Source organism: Martelella sp. FLE1502, from assembly GCF_053484255.1.
The window spans coordinates 202,854-223,362 of record NZ_JBAKFQ010000006.1; the positions used below are offsets into that span (position 1 = coordinate 202,854).

The following is a 20,509-nucleotide window of genomic DNA, read 5'->3' on the forward strand; positions in this document are numbered from 1 at the left end:
CCCGGCGCATACGCGCCACCCTCTCCCCTCCGGGGCGAGGGGGACTATGCAGCCATCGCCGAGTATCGCGGAAAGGCCGAGCCTCGCCGTCTTCCCCTTCTCCCCTTGGGGAGAAGGTGGCCGAAGGCCGGATGAGGGAACGGCGCTTGCGTCCTCGCCCCATGCTTCGTAAAACCGCAAAAGCGAAGCAGGGAGCGAGAACGTGGCGCAAGGGCGGGCGAGATTGTGGACGATACCGCCGGGCGTTTCGTTTCTGGACAGCCTTGCCGCCAACCTGCTTGAGGGACGGCTGACGGATCAATTCAGCCACGACCCTAAAAATCCGCTGGCGCTCGCCGATGTGAAAATATTCCTACCCACCCGCCGCGCGGTGCGCGAACTGCGCGCGTCCTTCGCCGCCCGGCTCGGCGGCGAGGCGGCGATCCTGCCGGAAATCCGCGCGCTCGGCGAAGTCGACGAGGATGAGGGGTTTTTGGGCGAAAGCCTGCCGGAGGCCGGGCAATCGCTGCCGCCGATCGAGCCGGTGCCGCGCCTGCTGGAGCTTGCCGGGCTGATCCTGCCCTGGCGCAACCGGCTTTCCGATGAGCTTGCCGGCCTGCACGGCGGCTCGCCGCTGGTGGCGCCGGCAAGCCCGGCCGATGCCGTCTGGCTTGCCCGCGATCTTGCCGAACTGATCGACGCGATGGAGACCGAAGGGGTCGACTGGGACCGGCTTTCGGCGCTGGAACAGGACAATTACGCCGTCTGGTGGCAGTTGACCGCCGAATTTCTTGGCATCGCGGCGATCTACTGGCCGGGCCGGCTCGATGAACTTGGCCGGTCCTCGGCGGTCGCCCACCGCAACGGCCTGCTTGCCGGAGAGGCGGAGCGGCTGCGGACGCTTTCGTCGCCCGTCATCATCGCCGGTTCCACCGGCTCGGTGCCGGGGGTGGCGGGGCTGATCGCGGCGGCGGCGGAGATGGAAAACGGCGTGATCGTGCTGCCGGGTCTCGACACCGCCATGCCGGATTCTGACTTTCAGGCGTTGACCGCCCCCGACCTCAACCCGGCCATGCCCGATCCCTCGATCCGCAGCCATCCGCAATATGAAATGGCGCGGCTGATCGCGCGTCTCGGCGTGACCCGAGCCGATTTCGAAACGCTGGAAACGCCGGAACCCGAAAGCGCCGCCCGCCATGCGGTGCTCGCCGCCGCCTTCGCGCCGGCAGAAGCCACCGATCGTTGGGAAGCGTGGCGGGAAACGATTGCACCGGATGACCTTGCGCGCGGCTTTGCCGATGTCGCGCTGATCGAGGCGGCCAATGAACGCCAGGAAGCGGTGGCGGTCGCCATCGCGCTGCGGCTGGCGCTGGAGCAGGAGACCGAGGACGGACGGCCTGCGCGCGCGGCACTGATCACGCCCGACCGGGATCTCGCCCGCCGCGTGGCGGCCGAACTCGGGCGGTTTCAGATCGAGGCCGATGATTCGGCCGGCACGCCGCTTGCCGCGACCGGGCAGGGCACGCTGCTGACGCTGATGCTGGAGGCGGCGCTGAAGCCCGGCGATCCGGCCACCCTCGCCGCACTTCTGAAACACCCGCTGGCCCGCTTCGGTCTGTCGGCCCGCGCCATGCGGGGGGCAAGTGCTGCCTTCGAACTGATCGCGCTCAGGGGCGGCACGCGGCTGGTTCCGCTCGGCCATCTGGAGGAATTTCTGGATGACGCGCTGGAGAAGCAGAAGGACGACCGGCACCCGCCGCGCTGGCGCTCCGCGCTGCCGAAGACCGCAGCCGAGGACGCCCGCGATCTCGCACGGCGCATCGACGCGGCCCTCGCGCCGCTGATCGAGACCCATGTGCCGCGCGGACCGGACCGGGCGCCGATCACCGAGAGCCTGACGCTTGCCGACTGGGCGGCGCGCACCGGACGGGCGCTGGAGGCCGTCGCGCGCGATGCGACCGATGATCTGGCGGCGCTGTGGAGCGGGGAGGCCGGCGAACGGCTGGCGGCTGTGCTTTCCGAAATCATGGCCTCCTCCACGCCGATCGAGGCGGACGGGCCGCAATGGATCGAGATCGTTGCGGCGCTCTCGGCCTCCGAGGCGGTGAAGCCACGGCAGATGGGCAATCCGCGCGTCTTCATCTTCGGCGCGGTCGAGGCGCGGCTGCAGGACATGGACACGATCGTGCTCGGCGGCATGAATGAGGGCGTGTGGCCGACCCAGCCGAAGAACAACCCCTTCCTGTCGCGCGGCATGAAGGCCGAGATCGGGCTGGAGCCGCCCGAAAAGCGCGTTGGCCAGTTGGCGCACGATCTCTGGATGGCCGCTGGCGCGCCGCGTCTGGTGATTTCGCGCGCGCTGCGGCAGGGCACCGCGCCGACGGTGGCAAGCCGCTGGCTGCAGCGGCTGCTCGCCTTTGGCGGCCCCGCGCTTGCCGCCGATCTTCAACGCCGCGGCGCGGTCTATCGCGACTGGGCCGAGGCGCTCGATGCCGCGCCGCGCCAGCCGATCCCCGGCCGACCCGCGCCCTATCCGCCGACCGAGCGCCAGCCGGAGCGCTATTCCTTCTCCGAGATCGGCCGGCTCAGGCGCGACCCCTATGCGGTCTATGCCCAGAAGGTGCTGAAGCTCGACCCGCTACTGCCCTTCAACGCCGATCCGGGCGTCAAGGAGCGCGGCATTCTCTATCATGCGCTCGCCGAACGCTTCATCAAATCCGGCGCGAGACCGGACAGCGATGAGGGCCGGGCGGTGATGGACGAGATCATCGCGGAACTGCTTTTCGAGGCCGAACTTGCGCCGCATCTCGAAGTCAGCTGGGTGCCGCGCCTGCGCTCGGTCGCTGACGAATTCCTCGCCTTCGAGACGCGGCGGCGGGCGCTGACGCAAATCGAAAAATCGCTGACGGAGGTGCCGGCCGGTTTCGATATTCCGCTGGCCGGCGTCCGGTTGACCGGTATTGCCGACCGGATCGACATGCTTTCCGGCGGCGGGGCCGAGATCATCGATTACAAGACCGGCTCCTCGCCCTCGCTGAAACAGGCGCGCACCCTGCTTGACCCGCAATTGCCGCTGGAGGCGGCGGCCCTTGCGGCGGGCGGTTTCAAGGAGGTCGCGCCGGTGGAGGCGACGAGCCTCAAATATGTGCGGCTGCGCCCCGGCCATCGCTTCATCGGCGAGGCGCTGGAGAAGGCGGAGACAGCCAAGGAAGCGGCGATCACCGCAGAGGAACTCGCAGCCGACGCGCTCAGGGAGTTCACCCGTTTCGTGGTCGCGCTGAAATCCGGGGAGCGGCCCTTCGCCTCGCGGCTGGTGCCGGCGAGCGCGCGCGATTTCTCCGGCGAATACGATCATCTGGCCCGCGTCGCCGAGTGGTCGACCGCTGAAGACGGGGAGGGCGGCGATGACGAATGAGAGCGAAACCGCGCCCGGACATGACGCCGATGCGGCGACCTGGCTTTCCTGGACCACGGGCCGCCAGCGGCTCGCGTCCGATCCGGCCCGTTCGGTCTGGGTCTCGGCCAATGCCGGCTCGGGCAAGACCCATGTGCTGACCCAGCGCGTGGTCCGGCTGCTGCTGGCGGGCGCGCGACCGTCCGCGATCCTGTGCCTCACCTATACCAAGGCGGCGGCGTCCGAAATGTCGAACCGGGTCTTCCGCAGGCTCGCCGAATGGGCGGTGCTGCCGGAGGCCGCTCTTGCCGACGAGATCGCCGAAATCCAGGGCGCGCGGCCGGACGCGCTGAAGATCGCGATGGCGCGGCGGCTGTTCGCCCACGCGCTGGAAACGCCGGGCGGGCTGAAGATCCAGACCATCCACGCCTTCTGCGAAAGCCTGCTGCATCGGTTTCCGCTGGAAGCCAATGTCGCCGGCCATTTCGCTGTGCTGGACGATACCGCCGCCGCAACGCTTCTGGCCGACGCGCGCCTCGGCCTGTTGACGGCGACCGCCAGCCGCGAGGACCCGGACCTGTCGAAGGCGTTCCAGACCGTTCTGGAGATCGCCGATGATAGCGGGCTCGAAAAACTGCTCGGCGAGATCGTGCGCAACCGCCATGCGGTGCGGCCATTTCTGGAGGCGGCGCGCGGAAGGCTCGAAGAGGCGCTGCGCGAGGCCTATGGGTTCAAGGCGGATACTTCGCCCGAAACGATTGCCGGCGAAGCGTGGCCGCTGCCGAACCTTGGCGAGAGCGACTATTCGGCGCTGATCGCGATCGCGCGGGCCGATGGCGGCAGCCGCGCCAAGCAATTCGCCGAGACCCTTGCCGCCGCGTTGGCCGAGGATGACGCGGTTGCCCGTTTCGGCCTTCTTGAGGAGGCATTCCTGACCAAGGCCGGCCTTCCGAAGGCGGAGCGCACGCTGGTGTTCAAGAGCCTGCGCGACAAGGCGTCGGAGATCGCCGAGGCGGTGCTGGCCGCAGCCGAACATGTCTTTGCCGTGCGCGATACGCTTGCCCGCTATCGCATTTTCGAAAAGACGCTTGCCGCGCTGACGCTCGCCGACCGGCTGGACCGGCGCTATGAGGAACTGAAGCGCAGGCGCGGCAAGCTCGATTTCGAGGACCTGATCGCCCATGCCGCGAGCCTGCTGACGCGGCCCGATTCCGGACAATGGATCCACTACAAGCTCGATCAGGGCATCGATCATATTCTGGTGGACGAGGCGCAGGACACCGCCCCACTGCAATGGGATGTGGTCAGGGCGCTGAGCGAGGATTTCTTCTCCGGGGCTGGCGCTCGGCCGGGGCGGCGCACCATGTTTGCCGTCGGCGACGAGAAGCAGTCGATCTATTCGTTTCAGGGCGCGCGGCCCGAACGCTTCTCCGCCGAGGGCCGGCTGACGGCGCGGCGGGTGGCGGCGATCGACGCCGATTTCGCCCGGATTGGCCTGCCGCTGTCGTTCCGCTCGACCGCATCCGTGCTTTCGGCGGTCGACCTCGTGTTTTCGGTGCCGGAAAACCGCAAGGGGCTTTCGGCGGAGGATGAGGCCACGGTCCATATTTCCAACCGCATCGGCCATCCGGGCCGGGTTGAGGCGTGGGATGTGATCGCGCCGGCCGAAGTGATCGAGACCGATGACTGGACCGCGCCGTTCGACGCCACGCCCGACGAAGCGCCGGCGGCGATCCTCGCGCGGCGGATCGCCCACCGCATCGCCGGCATGGTCGGAACCGAGACGCTGGTTGATGGCGAAGTCAGCCGGACGGTGCGGGCCGGCGACGTTCTGGTGCTGGTGAGAAAACGCGATGCCTTCGTCAATGCGCTGACCCGCGCGCTGAAATCGCCCTACGACATTCCCGTCGCCGGCGCCGACCGGTTGCGGCTTGCCGATCATATCGCGGTCAAGGATCTGATCGCGCTTGGCCGTTTTGCCGTGTTGCCGGAGGATGATCTTTCGCTGGCTGCGATCTTCAAGAGCCCGCTGCTCTCGCTTTCGGAGGACGATCTCTTTGCCGTGGCGGCCATGCGCAAGCCCGGCGAGCATGTCTGGTCGGCGCTGCGGCGCCTTGCCGGCGCCGGTGATGAGACGCTTTCCGCCGCCGTCGAAACGCTGGAGCGGGTCATCAATGCCGCGCGGAGGCGCACCGCCTTCGATTTCTATGCCGGGATTCTGGCGCGCGAGGGCGGCAGGCGGGCCTTTCTGTCGAGGCTCGGCAGCGAGGCCGGCGATATTCTCGACGAGTTCCTCAATGCCGCCAAGGGCCACGAGGACACCGGCCTGCCGGGGCTGCAGAGCTTTCTCGACGTGCTGGAGACCGGCGGGCTGGAGATCAAGCGTGAGCAGGATCAGGGCCGCAACGAAGTGCGGATCATGACCACCCACGCCGCCAAGGGGCTGGAAGCGCCGGTGGTGTTTCTCGTCGATGGCGGCGGCAAGCCGTTCGAGCCCCGCAACCTTTCGGGCTTCCGGGTGATGACGGGCGATGTGCCGGTCTGGCATGGAGCCGCGCGCGATGCCGACAGTATGGTTACCGCCGATCTCGCCCGACGTGAGGCTGAGGCGAAGGAGGAATATCGCCGGCTGCTTTACGTGGGCATGACGCGCGCCGCCGACCAGCTGATCGTGGCCGGCTATCGCGGCCGCACCGAAGTGCCGGATACCTGGCATCGCATGGTCTGGTCGGCGCTGGAAGGCGATCACCGCGTCAATGAGACGGTGATGGCCGGGCCGGGCGGCGAGGAATGGCCGGCGCTGGTGTTCGAGGAAAAGATCCCGCCGCGCCGGTTTGAAGCGGCCAAGGCCGGCAAGGCCGCCCCCGAAAAACCGCCGCTGCCGGAGGCGCTGCTGACGCCGTTTCGCGAGAGCGAACGCCCGCGGCCGCCGCTCAGCCCGTCGCGCGCCGGTATCGAGGTCGAGGACCCTGCCCCGATGACGGCCTCTCCATTGTTTGAAAAGCCGGAGATCAATCTGGCGCTGGAGCGTGGCCGGCTGGTGCACCGGCTGTTGCAGATTTTGCCGGGGTTTGAAACCGATGACCGTGATGCCGCCTGCCGGCGCTATCTCGACCGCGCGGCTTTTGCGCTTCCGGAAGAAGAGCGCGCCGCGATTGCGGAAAGCGTGATGGCGGTGATCGGCGATCCCCGGCTGCAGCCGCTGTTTGCGCCGTCCGCCCGTCCGGAAGTGTCGATTTCCGGAACCGTCCGGCTTGCCGGCGGGGCCTATACCGTCTCCGGCCGGCTCGACCGGCTGGCGGTTGACGGCGGCCGCGTGCTGCTCGCCGATTTCAAGACCAACCGCAACCCGCCGGGCAATAGTGAGGCGGCGCCCTTCAGCCATGTCGCTCAGATGGCGGTCTATCGCGAAATTCTAAAACCGCTCTACCCGGACCACGAAGTCGATTGCCTGCTGATTTATACTGAAGCTGCGACAGTGCGGGTACTCGGTGACAATGAATTGACGGAGGCGCTCGCAACACTTTCAAAAAAATGAATGTTACGGCATTGATTTTTTGTGAAACAGTGCTCACATGCCTATCAACAATTGCGAAAGACGGGCAGGGTACGCCGCTTTCGGCAACGCCAAGGAGTTCTCAAATGACGACAGTCAAGGTCACTACAGCCAATTTCAAGCAGGAAGTGCTTGAGTCCGCCGAACCCGTCGTGGTCGATTTCTGGGCCGAATGGTGCGGCCCGTGCCGGATGATCGGGCCGAGCCTGGAAGAAATCGCCGAGGAAATGAACGGCAAGGTCAAGATCGCCAAGGTCAATGTCGATGACAACCCGGATCTGGCGGTCCAGTACGGCGTTCGTTCGATCCCGATGCTTGCCATGTTCAAGGGCGGCGAACTTGCCGACGTGAAGGTCGGCGCCGCGCCGAAAACCGCGCTTTCGAGCTGGATTTCCGGCGTCGTAGGCTGAAAACAGCCATATTTTGCAGTCATGAAGCCCGCCATCGCGCGGGCTTTTTTTGATCGAGGCGGAACCTGGCGGGTTATGCCGCGTTTTGGCCTTCAGCATAATTATGGCCAAAACGGAGTTTACCTCTTGATGACGACGATGCGTTCTGTTTCGCCCTCTCTTCTCAGCCTGTTTGTTGTTCCCCTGATGCTGCTGCCGGTGACGGCTTTCGCCTTCGAACCGGAACTCGGCCCGGCAAAACCTTTCTCTTTTGAAACGCTTGCCGAAGAAGCGAAAGCGCTTTCGGAAAAGCCGTTCGAGCCCTATCCGGTGCAAACGCCGGAACTGTTCGAGAAGATCGATTACGATGCGCACTGGAAGATCAGGTTCCGCGCCGATCACACCGTCGATGTCGGCGATGCGCCGGTTCAGTTCTTTCATCAGGGACGCTATTTCAAGGAACCGGTGACGATCAGCCTGGTCGAGGATGGCGAGGCCCGCGAACTGGTCTACAGCGCCGATTATTTCGACATGCCGGAGGATAGCCCCGCCAAGGCCGTCGAGGATGTTGCCGGCTGGGCCGGGTTCCGGGTGATGCGGCCGGATTTGAAGACCGACTGGATTTCATTCCTCGGCGCGTCCTATTTCCGCACCGATGGCCCCGACAAGCAGTATGGCCTGTCGGCGCGCGCGCTGGCTGTCGATACCGGCCTGTCGACGGCGGAGGAATTCCCGCGCTTCACCGCCTTCTATCTGGAGGAAGACGATGAGGCCGATGAGGGCATCGTCATCTACGCCCTGCTGGACAGCAAGAGCGTCGCCGGCGCCTACCGGATCGAGGCGGAAAACACCGATGGCGAGGGGCAGGTGCTGCACATCCAGAGCCGGCTGTTCTTCCGCGACGCGGTGGAGCGGCTGGGCATCGCGCCGCTGACCTCGATGTACTGGTATTCCGAAACCCACCGAAACATGGCCTTCGATTGGCGTCCGGAAGTGCATGACAGCGACGGTCTGGAGATCGTCACCGGCGGCGGCGAGCAGATCTGGCGACCGCTCAACAATCCCGACCGGGTGGTGACTTCGAGCTTCTATGACGACAATCCGCAGGGTTTCGGGCTGATCCAGCGCGACCGCGATTTTGACCATTATCTCGATGACGGCGTGTTCTACAATCGCCGTGCTTCCGCCTGGATCACGCCCGAAGGCGACTGGGGCAAGGGCATGGTGCAACTCGTGGAACTGCCGTCCGATGACGAGATTTACGACAATATCGTCGCCTACTGGCTGCCCGAGGACCTGCCCGAAGCGGGTGACGAACGCGATTTCGCCTATACGCTGACCTGGGCGAAGCGCGGGCCGGAAAGTGCTGTTCTGGCCGAGACCCAGGCGAGCCGGATTGGCCGCGGCGGCGTGCCCGGCCAGCCGCGCCCGGACGACCAGATCAAGGTCGTGGTCGAGTTTTCGGGCGATGCGGTCACGGGGCTGACGATGGAAGACGGCGTCGAGCCGGAAGTCTCGGTGGGGCCGGGCGCGGAGCTGCTCGATGCCTTCGCCATGCCGATCGTCGGCACCGACGACTGGCGGCTGACCTACGACCTGAAGTTCGAGGAAGGCGCTGATACCGTCGATGTCCGCGCCTATCTTTCGAAGGATGACGCGCCGCTGACGGAAACCTGGCTCGGCCAGTTTCACGCCGGCCAGTTCGAGTGACGCAATCTTTGCCGGGGCGCGGCGCAAAGGCCGATGCCCCGGCAAGGGATGACGCGGCGGCAATTTAGTGCTATAGGCTCGCGCAAACGGGCGGCCCTTATGACAGCGCCCGATGATTTTTCATAGCGTATCAGCGGGTTCGCCCTGCCGCCTGAATGGCCGGCGGCGAACGGCCGCGTTGCCGGAGAGACCATGTCCGTAGCCGAAATCGATCTTGAAGCCCAGCGCGCCCGGCAGCGTCCTGCCGCCGCTCCCGCGCAGGGCAAGACCACGCTGATCGGCCTTTCCAAGCCGGAGCTTGCCGAGGCGCTTTCCTCGGTCGGTGTCGCCGACAAGCAGATCAAGATGCGCGTCAGCCAGATCTGGAACTGGCTCTATGTGCGCGGCGTCTCGGATTTTGCCGAAATGACCAATGTGGCGAAGGATTTGCGGCTGAAGCTGGCGGAAGCCTTCGATATCGCCCGTCCTGAGATCGTCACCGAGCAGATTTCGACCGACGGCACCCGCAAATGGCTGATCCGCTTTCCCTCTCACGGCGCCGGCAAGCCCGTCGAGATCGAGACCGTTTATATTCCGGAAGAAGACCGCGGGACGCTCTGCATTTCCAGCCAGGTTGGCTGCACGCTGACCTGCTCCTTCTGTCACACCGGCACCCAGCGTCTGGTGCGCAATCTGCGGCCTGAGGAAATTCTCGGCCAGCTTCTGGTTGCCCGCGACGCGCTCGGCGATTTTCCGAACCGCGACGCCCCGAACGGCGCCTTTATCCCGGAATCGGATCGCAAGGTCACCAATATCGTGATGATGGGCATGGGCGAGCCGCTTTATAATTTCGAAGCGGTCAAGAAGGCGCTGCTGATCGCCTCCGCCGAGGACGGCTTGTCGCTGTCGAAGCGGCGGATCACGCTCTCGACCTCCGGCGTGGTGCCGGAAATCTACCGCACCGGCGACGAGATCGGCTGCATGCTGGCGATTTCGCTGCATGCGGTGCGCGACGATCTGCGCGACATTCTGGTGCCGATCAACAAGAAGTATCCGCTGGAAGAGCTGATCAAGGCCTGCCGCGACTATCCGGGCCTGTCGAACGCCAAGCGCATCACGTTTGAGTATGTGATGCTGAAGGACGTCAATGACAGCCTTGAGGATGCGCGCGACCTTGTGAAGCTCCTGAAGGGAGTGCCGGCCAAGATCAACCTGATCCCGTTCAACCCGTGGCCGGGGTCGAACTACCAGTGTTCGGACTGGGAGACGATCGAGCGCTTCGCCGATTTCATCAACCAGGCAGGCTACGCCTCCCCGATCCGCACCCCCCGCGGCCGCGACATCCTGGCGGCCTGCGGCCAGCTGAAGTCGGAATCCGAGCGCATGCGCAAGACCGAGCGGCTCGCCTATGAGGCGATGATGATCGCCAATCACGGGGATTGAGACGAAGCGCTGCGTTTGCCGCTTGCTCCCTTTACTCTCTCCCGCTGGCGGGAGAGATGCCCCGAAAGGGGCAGTGAGGGTGGCGCGGCATCTCGTCTCGTGACGGCGTTCGCGGCGACAGACTCCCCCCTCACTGTCGCTTTCGCGACATCTCTCCCCTCCGGGGCGAGAAGTTTTGGGGGCTGTGCGGCGAGGTGCCGTCGTGCTCGGGCCGCGCGTTTGGTCGGTGAGCCCGCGACCAGTCGATAGCGTCGCTCAGGTCCTCGCTTGCCTCAAACCGCCTGTCAAATTCTTGTGCCTTCATGGCCGTCGATCTTATTTCACCGCGCCTGCGTGAGCAATATCTTCACCGCGAACAGCGAGAACACGCCGGCGAACAGGTAGTCGATGGCGCGCAGCACACGTTTGTGGGTCTTCAGCCAGCCGGAGAGCCGGTGGGCGGCCAGAACGATCGCGATGGTCGGGAGGATCGCGACGGTGATGAATGTGAAGCCGAGGAAGAGCAGCTTGCCGGTGACGTTCGGATCGTTCGGCGTCACGAATTGCGGCAGGAAGGTCATGAAGAAGATGATGACCTTCGGGTTCAGCAGATTGACCCAGAAGCCGTTCGCCATTGCCGCCTTCAGCGAGCCGCGTTTGCGCTCCGGCCGCGCCTCGGCCTCCAGCACGAAATTATTGCCCTTGCGGATCGCCATCACCGCGATCCAGAGCAGATAGGCAGCACCCCCGCTTTTCAGGATGAAGAAGGCGGTGGGCGAGGCGATGATCAGGGCGGAGACCCCGAAGGCGACCAGGATCGTGTGGACGCAGATGCCGAGATTGGTGCCGATCAGAACGGCAAGGCCCGCGGCCCGGCCCTCCCTCAGCGCCTTGCTGATCGACAGCGTCATGTCGGGGCCGGGGGTGAGCGCCAGAAGCAGGGTTGCGGCGGAAAAGGCGAGGAGAACGGGAAGCGACGGAATGAAATCCATGGGACACCTGCATGAGGGCGGCGGACCCTCATTGTGATTGCCGACGAGGTTAACAATCTGTAATGAGGGCGGTGAGGCTTTGCAAGATTCCACACTTTGCGGCAGGGCCGAAAACAGGGAAGGGATTGTTCTTGCGTGTTCTCGATGAAGCCTTTTTTCCGGAGCTGCCGAATTACTACCGCGGCAAGGTCAGGGAAAACTACGATCTGCCGGATGGCCGGCGGATCATCATCACCACCGACCGCATCAGCGCGTTCGACCGGGTGCTGGCTTCGATCCCGCACAAGGGCGCGATACTGACGCAGATCGCCCGGTTCTGGTTTGAGGAAACCGCCGATATCGCCGCCAATCACGTGGTCGCCTATCCCGATCCGAATGTGGTGGTCGGCAGAAGGCTCGACATCCTGCCGGTGGAAATCATCGTGCGCGGCTATCTCGCCGGCACCACCGATACCTCGATCCTGACCCGCTACAAGCGCGGCGAGCGGACGATCTACGGCATCACCTTTCCCGATGGCATGCGCGACAACGAGGCGCTGCCGGAACCGATCATTACCCCGACCAGCAAGGCCTTCGATGGCGGTCATGACGAGCCGCTGACGGCGGACGAGATCGTTGAAAAGGGGCTTTTGACGCAGGCCGAGTGGGACGAGGTCTCGTCGACGGCGCTGAAGCTTTTTGCGCGCGGTCAGGAGCTCGCGGCGAAGCGCGGCCTGATCCTCGCCGACACCAAATACGAGTTTGGCAAGGATGCCGACGGCAATATCCTGCTTGCCGACGAGATTCACACGCCGGATTCGAGCCGCTACTGGATGGCGGAAAGCTATGAGCGGCGGTTTGCGGCGGGCGAACGGCCGGAAAGCTTCGACAAGGATTTTATCCGTTCCTGGGTGGTGGCGCGCTGCGACCCCTATAAGGACCCGATTCCGGAAATTCCCGAAGATGTCGTGCTGGCGGCCTCCGAGGTCTATGGCCGGGCCTTCGAGATGATCACCGGCAAAGCTTTCTCCCCGGATGAAAGCGGCGACAGCGTGAAGGCGCGGGTGAGGGCGAACCTCAAGGCCTATTATCCCGACGGGAACTGGGGCTGATGCGCAGACCTCGGCGAACGGGCGCGGAGACGAGAGAGGCGATCCTCGCGACCGCCGAGCGTCTTTTCCGCGCGCGCGGTTTTGCCGCCGTGTCGATCGCCGATATCGCCGCCGAGCTGAACATGTCGCCGGCCAATGTGTTCAAGCACTTCAAGAGCAAGCTAACGCTTGGCCGGGCAATTGCCTATCGCCACGGCCGCAGGCTGGCGGAGCGTTGCAGCATCGAGGATTCATCGGGAGCGCCGGACGAGAAGCTGAGGCTTTTTCTTTCGCGGCTCGCGCGCGAGCATGTCAGCGACAAGCTGGAGAATCAGTACCTTTTCGAAATGATCCCGCTGGTTCTGGAAGATCCCGCCAAGGGCGGCAGAATCTATCGCCGGCTCGTCGAGGACAAACTCTGCGCCCTGATCGCCGAAGCCATGGAGGCCGGCATTTACCGCCCGGGCGACCCGGCGCGCGATGCCGAGGTGGTCGTGGACATGCTGGCAAGCGTGCTGCACCCGAAGATGTTGCATTGCGTTGATCCGCCAGCGCTTTCGGACAAGACGGCGCTGATTATCGACATGATCGACAGCGGATTGAAATACCGAGTTGCAAAGTGATGATTTCTGAGATACGTCACTAAGGCAATAAAGGGGCGTCCTGCCTCAATCCGATCTCGTGTGTGGCAGATATGTTGTTTCCTGCCACGTTTAGACTGTGTTAAGAAAACGACCATTGTTCATTTTCTATTCTGGATAGGTGCCCATGCTGTCGCGCAAGCTTCCGATCGCTGCCTTTACCGTTCTCGCATTCGCGCTCGGCGCTTGCAGTGATGATGGCAAGAACCAACAGGCCGGTCAGCAGCCTCCGCCGCCGAAGGTCGGCGTTATCACGCTGACGGAGCAGACGGTGCCGCTGACCACGACCCTGCCGGCGCGTGCGGTTGCCTATCAGTATGCCGAGATCCGCCCGCAGGTGACCGGCATCATCACCAACAAGGCCTTCAAGGACGGCGCCCTGGTCAACGCCGGCGACCTGCTTTACGAGATCGAAGCCGATACCTACGAGGCCTCTCTTGCGTCCGCGCAGGCCAGCCTCGACAAGGCCAAGGCCGCCGTTCCCGGGGCCAAGGAAAACTACGAGCGCTATCAGCGGATCGTGAACACCGGCGCCACCGAAATCCAGGTGACCGACGCCAAGACCCGCTATGATACCGCGCTCGCGGATGTCAGCGCGGCCGAAGCGGCCGTGAAATCGGCGCAGATCAACCTCGATCACACAAAGATTACCGCGCCCTTCGGCGGCGTTCTCGGCGTGTCGAACGTTTCGGTCGGCAACCTCGCCTCGCCGACGTCCTCGACGCCGCTGGTCGATCTCAACCAGCTCGATCCGATCTATGTCGACATGTACGAATCAGCCGGACAGGTTCTGTCGGCCACCGGCAAATATGCCGATTTCAAATCCGAAAGCGACCTGTCCAAGGTCAAGGTGAATGTTCAGCTCGACGACGGCAGCACCTATGACGTGACCGGCAATCTCGATGTTTCGGCCCGCACGGTGGACCAGTCGACCGGCACGGTGAACCTGCGCGCCATCTTCGACAATCCGGATCATGTTCTGCTGCCCGGCATGTTCGTGCGCGCGACACTGACGGTTGCCGAGGAACAGGGCTATCTCATCCCGCAGCTCGCCGCCCAGATCGAGGCCGGCGGCAAGGTTTCGGCGATGTTCGTGACATCCGACAACAAGGTCGAGACCAGGGTCTTCGACAATGTGATGGTCTCCAACAATTCCTGGCTGGTGCAGAAGAACGTCTCGGACGGCGACCGTCTGATCGTCGACGGCTTCCAGTCGCTGGTGGGCGGGGTGACCGACGTCACGCCGGTGCCGGCGAAGATCAATGACAAGGGCGTTGTGGTCGATGACACGTCGGGTTCCTCCGGCGGTTCTTCGAGCGGTGGTTCATCAAGCGCTGCAGGATCAACAGGCGGAAATGGCTGAGCGCAAGGCTTGTGCAGGCACCGGAACCAAGCGCTCGAGGTATGATTAATGGCTAATTTCTTTATCAACAGACCCGTTTTCGCCTGGGTGATCGCCATTGTGATCATGCTCATCGGCGGGCTTGGCATATCCCAGCTTCCGATTTCGCAATATCCGCAGATCGCGCCGACGACGATTTCGCTCTCCGCCAGCTATCCGGGCGCGAGTGCCAGAACGGTCGAAACGACGGTGACCAATGTTATCGAAGACGGTCTGACCGGCTTCGACGACATGCTCTACCTCACCTCGACGTCGTCGCCCGGCCTGTCGCAGATCTCGGTGATCTTCGGCCCCGGCATCGATCCGGAAATCGCCCAGGTCGAGGTGCAGAACAAGCTGCAGCTCGTGCAGCCCCAGCTTCCCGACGTGGTGCGCAATCTCGGCATCACCGTCAGCCGCTCGTCCTCCAGCTTCCTGATGGTTGTCGCGCTGACCGACAGCAGCGGCCAGTATTCCGCCGCCGACCTCGGCAATATCATCGACAGCTCGATCAATGACAGCATCGCCCGCCTTGAAGGCGTCGGCAGCGTGCAGGGATTCTACACGCCCTATGCCATGCGCGTCTGGCTCGATCCCTACAAGCTCAACCAGTACAATCTGACGGTTGCCGACGTTTCAAACGCCATCCAGGCGCAGAACCAGCAGGTTGCCGTCGGCGATGTCGGCGGCAATCCCTCCGTCGAGGGCCAGCAGCTCAGCATCACCGCGGTTTCGGCGACCCAGCTCGAAAACGTGATGGAGTTCGAGAACATCATCCTGAAATCGACGGAGAACGGTGCGACAGTCACGCTCTCGGATGTCGGCAGGGTGGAGCTCGGCCAGCAATACTACCAGTTCTACACCTATTATAACGGCCTGCCGGCTGCCGGCTTCGCCGTCGAGCTCGCCAATGGCGCCAATGCGATCGACACCTCGAAAGCGGTGACCGATTTCATGGATTCGATCAAGCCGTCGCTGCCGCAAGGCGTCGATGTGATCTACCCCTATGACACGACGCCTTTCGTCGAACTGTCGATCGAGCAGGTGGTTCACACCCTGTTCGAGGCGATCGTGCTGGTGTTCGTGGTCCTGCTGGTCTTCCTGCAGAACCTGCGCGCAACGCTCATCGCCACGCTTGTCGTGCCCGTCGTGCTGCTCGGCGCCTTCGGGGTGCTTGCCTTTGCCGGCTTCTCGATCAACACGCTCACCATGTTCGCCATGGTGCTGGCGATCGGCCTATTGGTGGACGACGCGATCGTCGTGGTCGAGAACGTCGAGCGAATCATGCACGAGGACGGTCTGCCGCCGAAGGAGGCGACGCAGAAATCCATGGGCGAGATCCAGGGCGCGCTGGTCGGCATCGTGATGGTGCTGACGGCGGTGTTCATTCCGATGGCATTCATCGGCGGCTCCACCGGCATCATCTACCGTCAGTTCTCGATCACGATCGTGGCGGCGATGATCCTGTCGGTTCTGGTGGCGATGATCTTCACCCCGGCGCTGTGCGCGACCCTGCTCAAGCCCGTCGATCCGACCAAGAAGGATCGCGGCCTTTCGGGTTATTTCAACCGCGGCTTCGAACGCGTCACCAATGGCTATATCCACGGCGTCGCGCTCATGCTCCGGTGGCTGATCCCGGTTTTCGCGGTTTTCGCCATCCTGCTTTTCGGGGTCTACCATTATTTCACCCAGCTTCCCGAATCCTTCCTTCCCGATGAGGACCAGGGCTCGCTGTTCGTGATCGTCAACCTCCCGACGGGAGCGACGACGGAGCGAACCGGCGCCGTCACGGAGCAGGTGGGCGCCTATTTCCGCAACCAGGAAAAAGACGCCGTCGAGGCCGTGTTCACGGTTCTGGGCTTCTCCTTCGCCGGTCAGGGCCAGAACTACGCCATGGCCTTCGTCGAGCTGAAGCCGTTCGACGACAGAACGGACAAGAGCCTGACCGCAGCGGCGGTGGCCCAGCGCGCCAACGGCTATTTCTACATGAATGTGCGTGATGCGCAGGTCTATGTGGTGCAGCCGCCGTCAATTCCGGGCCTTGGCCAGTCCACCGGCTGGACCGGCTATGTGGTGGACAGCGGCAATCAGGGCCAGGAGGCGACGCTTGCGGTTACCAACCGGATCATCCGGCAGATGAATCAGGGCGGCATCGCCGCGCAGGTTCGCACCGACACCCAGCCGGATGAAACCCAGCTCAAGCTTGCGATCGACGACCAGAAAGCCGGCGCCTATGGCGTGAGCATCGCCGAAGCCACCGGCATGCTGGCGACCATCTATGCCGGCTCGAACATCAACAACTTCACGCTCGACGACAAGGTGAAGAAGGTCTACGTGCAGGGTGATACGCCCTACCGCATGCAGCCCGAGGACATCTATCGCTGGTATGCCCGCAATCTCAGCGGCGATATGGTGCCGTTCTCCGCCTTCACCGATATCGAATGGACCACGGGCGCGCCTTCGCTGGCCCACTACAACGGCAACTCCGCTGTTGATATCCAGGGTTCGACCCTGCCGGGCTTTGCCTCCGGCCAGGCGATGGACCAGCTTGTCGACATGGTGGAACAGACCCCCGGCGGCTTCACCGTGGCGTGGACGGATATGTCCCTGCAGCAGGTGATCTCCGGCAATGAGGTGACGTATCTCTACATGATCTCGGTGCTGTTCGTGTTCCTCTGCCTTGCCGCGCTTTATGAAAGCTGGAGCATTCCGTTCGCGGTGATCCTGGCGGTTCCGGTCGGCATTCTCGGCGCGGTTCTGGCGGCGAACTTGCGGGGCATGGAGAATGACATCTACTTCAAGGTCGGCATGCTCACCACAATGGGCCTGGCCGCGAAGAACGCCATTCTGATCGTGGAATTCGCGCGCGAGCAGAGCGAGAAGGGCGATTCGCTCTACGACGCCACCCTTCACGCCGCCCGCATGCGATTGAGGCCGATCATCATGACCTCGCTCGCCTTCATCCTCGGCGTCACGCCGCTGGTGCTGGCGACGGGCGCCGGCTCGGCCGCCCAGAATGCGATCGGCACGGCCGTGTTCGGCGGCATGCTGGCGGCAACCACCCTTGGCATTTTCTTCGTTCCCTCGTTCTTCGTCGCCGTCTGCCGCATCATGGGCATTGGCAAGAAGGACGAGAAAGCGGCAGAAGAGCAACAGGCGGTTTAAAACCGGGTTAACCATATTGCGCCGGGCGCGGCCCGGCGCTTACTAATAGGCCGTTGGTCCGCGTCGCGGATCGGCAGAACTGACAGGATATTTTCAGATGTTGTTGCGCCGTATTGCATCCGTTCCGCTGCTCATGGTTTTCCTGTCCGGCTGTGTCGTCGGGCCGGATTACGTGGCGCCGACAGCGGCGCTGCCGGACAAGTTCAGCGAAGGCAGCAGCCAGCCGGTCGGCGATGTGACCGATGTCGCCTGGTGGAGCGCATTCAACGACCCGTTGCTGACCAGCTATGTCCAGCAGGGCATGGTGCAGAACCTTTCGGTGCTGCAGGCGCTCGAGAGGATCGTGCAGGCCGAGACCAATGTCGTGTCCGCGACGGCGGGGGCCTATCCGCAGGTCAACCTCAACGGCTCGGATACCGTCGGCGCGTCTGGCGGCGACGGCGCCTCGGCTCAGTCGCGCAAGATCACCAACACCTTCGGCGGATCGGTTCCGGTGTCCTGGGTGCTTGATCTGTTCGGCCTTTATGCCCGTTCCGGCGAAGCAGCCCTCGACCAGCTCGACGCCGCCTATGCCAGCGCGGATGTGGCCAAGCTCACGCTGATCTCCCAGCTGATCGATGCCTACATCGCCGCCCGGCTCTATCAGGAGCGTCTGGCGATCGCGCGCTCCAACCTCAACAGCCGGCGCGAGACGCTGCGGCTCACCCAGTTCCAGCTCGAGGCCGGCGCTGCCTCGCGGCTCGACGTTGTCCAGTCGGAAGGTCTGGTGAACGCGCAGCTTTCCACGATCCCGCAGCTTGAGGCCGATTACCGCAAGCAGGTCTATGCGCTGTCGACGCTGATGGGGCTTCCCGCCGCAACGCTGATCGACCAGATGAACAAGGTGAAGCCGATCCCGGTGGCCAAGGCGCGCCTTGCCTCCGGCGTGCCCGCCGACCTGATCCGGAACCGGCCCGATATTCGCGGCGCGGAACGCAATCTGGCTGCCGCCACCGCCAATATTGGCGTCGCGGAGGCCCAGCTCTATCCGTCGATTTCCCTCGGCGGCACCATTCAGGCCAGCGTTTCGGGAAGCTCGCTCGGCAATGCCGGCGTGTCGTCCTGGTCGTTCGGTCCGACGCTCAACCTGCCGATCTTTGATGGCGGCGCGCTTCGGGCCAATGTGACAAAATCCGAATCGCAGGCGCGCGAGGCCTATCTCGCCTGGAAGCAGACCGTGCTCAATGCCGTGCAGGAAGTCGAATCGGCGCTGGCGCAGGTGACCCGCGATGGCCGCACCGTGGCATCGCTGCGGGCGACCGTCGCCTCCTATCGCGACGCCCTGTCGCTTTCGACCTCGAGCTACAAGGATGGCGCGATCTCGCTGCTGGACGTGCTCGATGCCCAGCGCGCGGTCTCCGATGCGGAAGCCAACCTCGCCAATGCGATCGCCCAGCAGGCCAGTGATTTCGTGGCGCTGAACGTGGCGATCGGCGGCGGTTACGCCGCCCAGTAAAAGGCGGCGTCAGCGCCGCCCGAACTTTTCTTTCCAGCTTTCAAGCGCTCCCCTTTGAGGGAGCGTTTCTGCTTCATAGACCCCGCGCGCGATCGCCCGCGCCATCGTGCTCGCCGCCAGCATGCAGATTTCGGCGAAGGCCAAATCATCAGGAGCCTGCTTCTCGCCGGTCGCCGCCGACAAAACCGTGTCGCCATCGAAGGGAAGATGCGCCGGCTGGATCGCCCGGGCGAGGCCATCATGGGCCATCACGGCGAGACGATGGCATTGTTGTTTTGTCAGCCGCGCGTCGGTGGCCACCACGCCGATCGTCGTCGCGGTGGTTGGCCCGCCCTTGATGGCGAGACGATGGGCATCCTCCGGCATGGTCGCGGGCAGGCCGCGGCCGCCGAACTCGCCGTCGCGCTCGAGGCTGCCTGCCCAGAAATAGGGGCTGTCCCCCATGGTCACGCTGCCCATGGCATTGACGGCCACCAGCGCCGCCACGGTGAAACCCGCAGCGCTGACCGCGCTCGCGGAACCAAGTCCGCCCTTGAGATTGACCGTCGTAGCGCCGGTTCCGGCGCCGACCGTGCCGAGCGCGAACGGTCCCTGTTGAGCGCTGCGATAGGCCTGATAGCCGAGATCGCGATAGGGCGCATGTAGCCCCCATCCCTTGTTGCCGCCATTGAGAAGGTCCATCAGAATGGCACCGGGCACGATCGGGATCAGCGCCGGGCCGATCGCGAGACCGCGACCGTCGGCGCGAAGGCCGGACTGCACGCCGCCGGCCGCATCGAGTCCAAATGCCGATCCGCCGGACAGCACAAAGGCGTCCACCGTCTCCACCGTGCGGGCCGGATCGAGCAGAAGCTGGTCGCGGCTTCCGGGCGCGCCGCCAAGCGCAAGACCAGAGGCGACCGCGGGCCGATCGAAGATGATCGCGGTCACGCCCGAGGCGAGGTCGAGATCATGGGCATGGCCGACTGAAATGCTGTCGATATCGGTAATAAGATTATTCATGAACCTGCCTTCCGGTGCTGTTTCCCAATGAAGACAGGCCCTCCGGGGCCGTCGCGGTCAATGGGAAAGAGGAAATTCGCAAATAAATGCGCTTTTTTGAAAATACCTTGTTGACTTCCAAGGCCGGTTCACCCTATATGCGCATCACCGACGGGGTCGACGGTCGCTCTCGCGAACAACACTGTTGACCCTAATTTCGCCAATTAGCTCTGCTGATTGACGTGTTTGAACTCAAAAGGTTTGGCACGCGAAACGGAATTTTGACGGATGGTTCCATCTGTCGGTTATTTGGACAATTGAATATGTGAAGAAAGAGAAACGTGGCGAGCGGCTT

At 63.9% G+C, this 20,509-nt stretch carries 12 protein-coding genes; 10 read left to right on the plus strand and 2 right to left on the minus strand.

Features of this window, described 5'->3' with window-relative positions; translation table 11 throughout:
• Positions 1-202 precede the first annotated feature (202 nt).
• The 5 genes from addB (at position 203) to rlmN (ending at position 10,450) form a co-directional block, all read left to right on the plus strand.
• Positions 203-3,394, plus strand: coding sequence for a double-strand break repair protein AddB (addB, locus tag V6767_RS07955; RefSeq protein ID WP_448472971.1), 3,192 nt, complete (start codon positions 203-205; stop codon positions 3,392-3,394).
• Positions 3,384-6,911: a double-strand break repair helicase AddA gene (gene addA, locus V6767_RS07960; RefSeq protein WP_448472972.1), complete on the plus strand. Its 3,528-nt coding sequence runs from the start codon at positions 3,384-3,386 to the stop codon at positions 6,909-6,911. Before addB ends, addA begins: the two co-directional genes overlap by 11 nt.
• 104 nt (positions 6,912-7,015) lie before the next feature.
• Positions 7,016-7,339 (plus strand): thioredoxin, encoded by a 324-nt coding sequence (gene trxA / locus V6767_RS07965; RefSeq protein WP_448433122.1) that lies wholly within the window; start codon positions 7,016-7,018, stop codon positions 7,337-7,339.
• 129 nt (positions 7,340-7,468) lie between these two features.
• Positions 7,469-9,028, plus strand: coding sequence for a glucan biosynthesis protein (locus V6767_RS07970; RefSeq protein WP_448472973.1), 1,560 nt, complete (start codon positions 7,469-7,471; stop codon positions 9,026-9,028).
• Between the two features lie 192 nt (positions 9,029-9,220).
• Positions 9,221-10,450, plus strand: coding sequence for a 23S rRNA (adenine(2503)-C(2))-methyltransferase RlmN (rlmN, locus tag V6767_RS07975; RefSeq protein ID WP_448472974.1), 1,230 nt, complete (start codon positions 9,221-9,223; stop codon positions 10,448-10,450).
• A gap of 320 nt (positions 10,451-10,770) precedes the next feature.
• Here rlmN and V6767_RS07980 read toward each other — a convergent pair whose 3' ends face one another.
• The gene (locus V6767_RS07980) at positions 10,771-11,421 is read right to left on the minus strand and encodes a LysE family translocator (RefSeq protein WP_448472975.1); all 651 of its coding nucleotides are present in this window, start codon (positions 11,419-11,421) and stop codon (positions 10,771-10,773) included.
• 131 nt (positions 11,422-11,552) lie between these two features.
• Between V6767_RS07980 and V6767_RS07985 the strand changes: the two genes are divergently transcribed.
• The 5 genes from V6767_RS07985 to V6767_RS08005 all read left to right on the plus strand — a co-directional run bounded on the left by V6767_RS07985 (position 11,553) and on the right by V6767_RS08005 (position 19,173).
• Positions 11,553-12,512 carry a phosphoribosylaminoimidazolesuccinocarboxamide synthase gene (locus V6767_RS07985; RefSeq protein WP_448472976.1) on the plus strand — a complete coding sequence of 320 codons (960 nt, stop codon included), beginning with the start codon at positions 11,553-11,555 and terminating at the stop codon, positions 12,510-12,512.
• Positions 12,512-13,114, plus strand: a complete 603-nt coding sequence (locus V6767_RS07990) for a TetR/AcrR family transcriptional regulator (protein WP_448472977.1) — start codon at positions 12,512-12,514, stop codon at positions 13,112-13,114. Before V6767_RS07985 ends, V6767_RS07990 begins: the two co-directional genes overlap by 1 nt.
• Positions 13,115-13,259: 145 nt before the next feature.
• Positions 13,260-14,495, plus strand: a complete 1,236-nt coding sequence (locus V6767_RS07995) for an efflux RND transporter periplasmic adaptor subunit (RefSeq protein WP_448472978.1) — start codon at positions 13,260-13,262, stop codon at positions 14,493-14,495.
• 48 nt (positions 14,496-14,543) lie between these two features.
• On the plus strand, positions 14,544-17,678 hold the full coding sequence (locus V6767_RS08000; RefSeq protein WP_448472979.1) for an efflux RND transporter permease subunit: 3,135 nt from the start codon (positions 14,544-14,546) through the stop codon (positions 17,676-17,678).
• Between the two features lie 97 nt (positions 17,679-17,775).
• Entirely contained in the window at positions 17,776-19,173 is a 1,398-nt protein-coding gene (locus V6767_RS08005; RefSeq protein WP_448472980.1) for an efflux transporter outer membrane subunit, read from the plus strand.
• A gap of 9 nt (positions 19,174-19,182) precedes the next feature.
• On the opposite strand, the gene V6767_RS08010 is transcribed toward V6767_RS08005, so the two are convergent.
• Positions 19,183-20,175 carry a P1 family peptidase gene (locus V6767_RS08010; RefSeq protein ID WP_448472981.1) on the minus strand — a complete coding sequence of 331 codons (993 nt, stop codon included), beginning with the start codon at positions 20,173-20,175 and terminating at the stop codon, positions 19,183-19,185.
• Positions 20,176-20,509 lie beyond the last annotated feature (334 nt).

Bases quoted from the DNA above. Each gene is read 5' to 3' on its own strand.
- addA (WP_448472972.1), top strand. From the start codon at position 3,384: ATGACGAATGAGAGCGAAACCGCGCCCGGACATGACGCCGATGCGGCG.
- trxA (WP_448433122.1), top strand. From the start codon at position 7,016: ATGACGACAGTCAAGGTCACTACAGCCAATTTCAAGCAGGAAGTGCTT.
- V6767_RS07970 (WP_448472973.1), top strand. From the start codon at position 7,469: ATGACGACGATGCGTTCTGTTTCGCCCTCTCTTCTCAGCCTGTTTGTT.
- rlmN (WP_448472974.1), top strand. From the start codon at position 9,221: ATGTCCGTAGCCGAAATCGATCTTGAAGCCCAGCGCGCCCGGCAGCGT.
- V6767_RS07980 (WP_448472975.1), bottom strand. From the start codon at position 11,421: ATGGATTTCATTCCGTCGCTTCCCGTTCTCCTCGCCTTTTCCGCCGCA.
- V6767_RS07990 (WP_448472977.1), top strand. From the start codon at position 12,512: ATGCGCAGACCTCGGCGAACGGGCGCGGAGACGAGAGAGGCGATCCTC.
- V6767_RS07995 (WP_448472978.1), top strand. From the start codon at position 13,260: ATGCTGTCGCGCAAGCTTCCGATCGCTGCCTTTACCGTTCTCGCATTC.
- V6767_RS08000 (WP_448472979.1), top strand. From the start codon at position 14,544: ATGGCTAATTTCTTTATCAACAGACCCGTTTTCGCCTGGGTGATCGCC.
- V6767_RS08005 (WP_448472980.1), top strand. From the start codon at position 17,776: ATGTTGTTGCGCCGTATTGCATCCGTTCCGCTGCTCATGGTTTTCCTG.
- V6767_RS08010 (WP_448472981.1), bottom strand. From the start codon at position 20,175: ATGAATAATCTTATTACCGATATCGACAGCATTTCAGTCGGCCATGCC.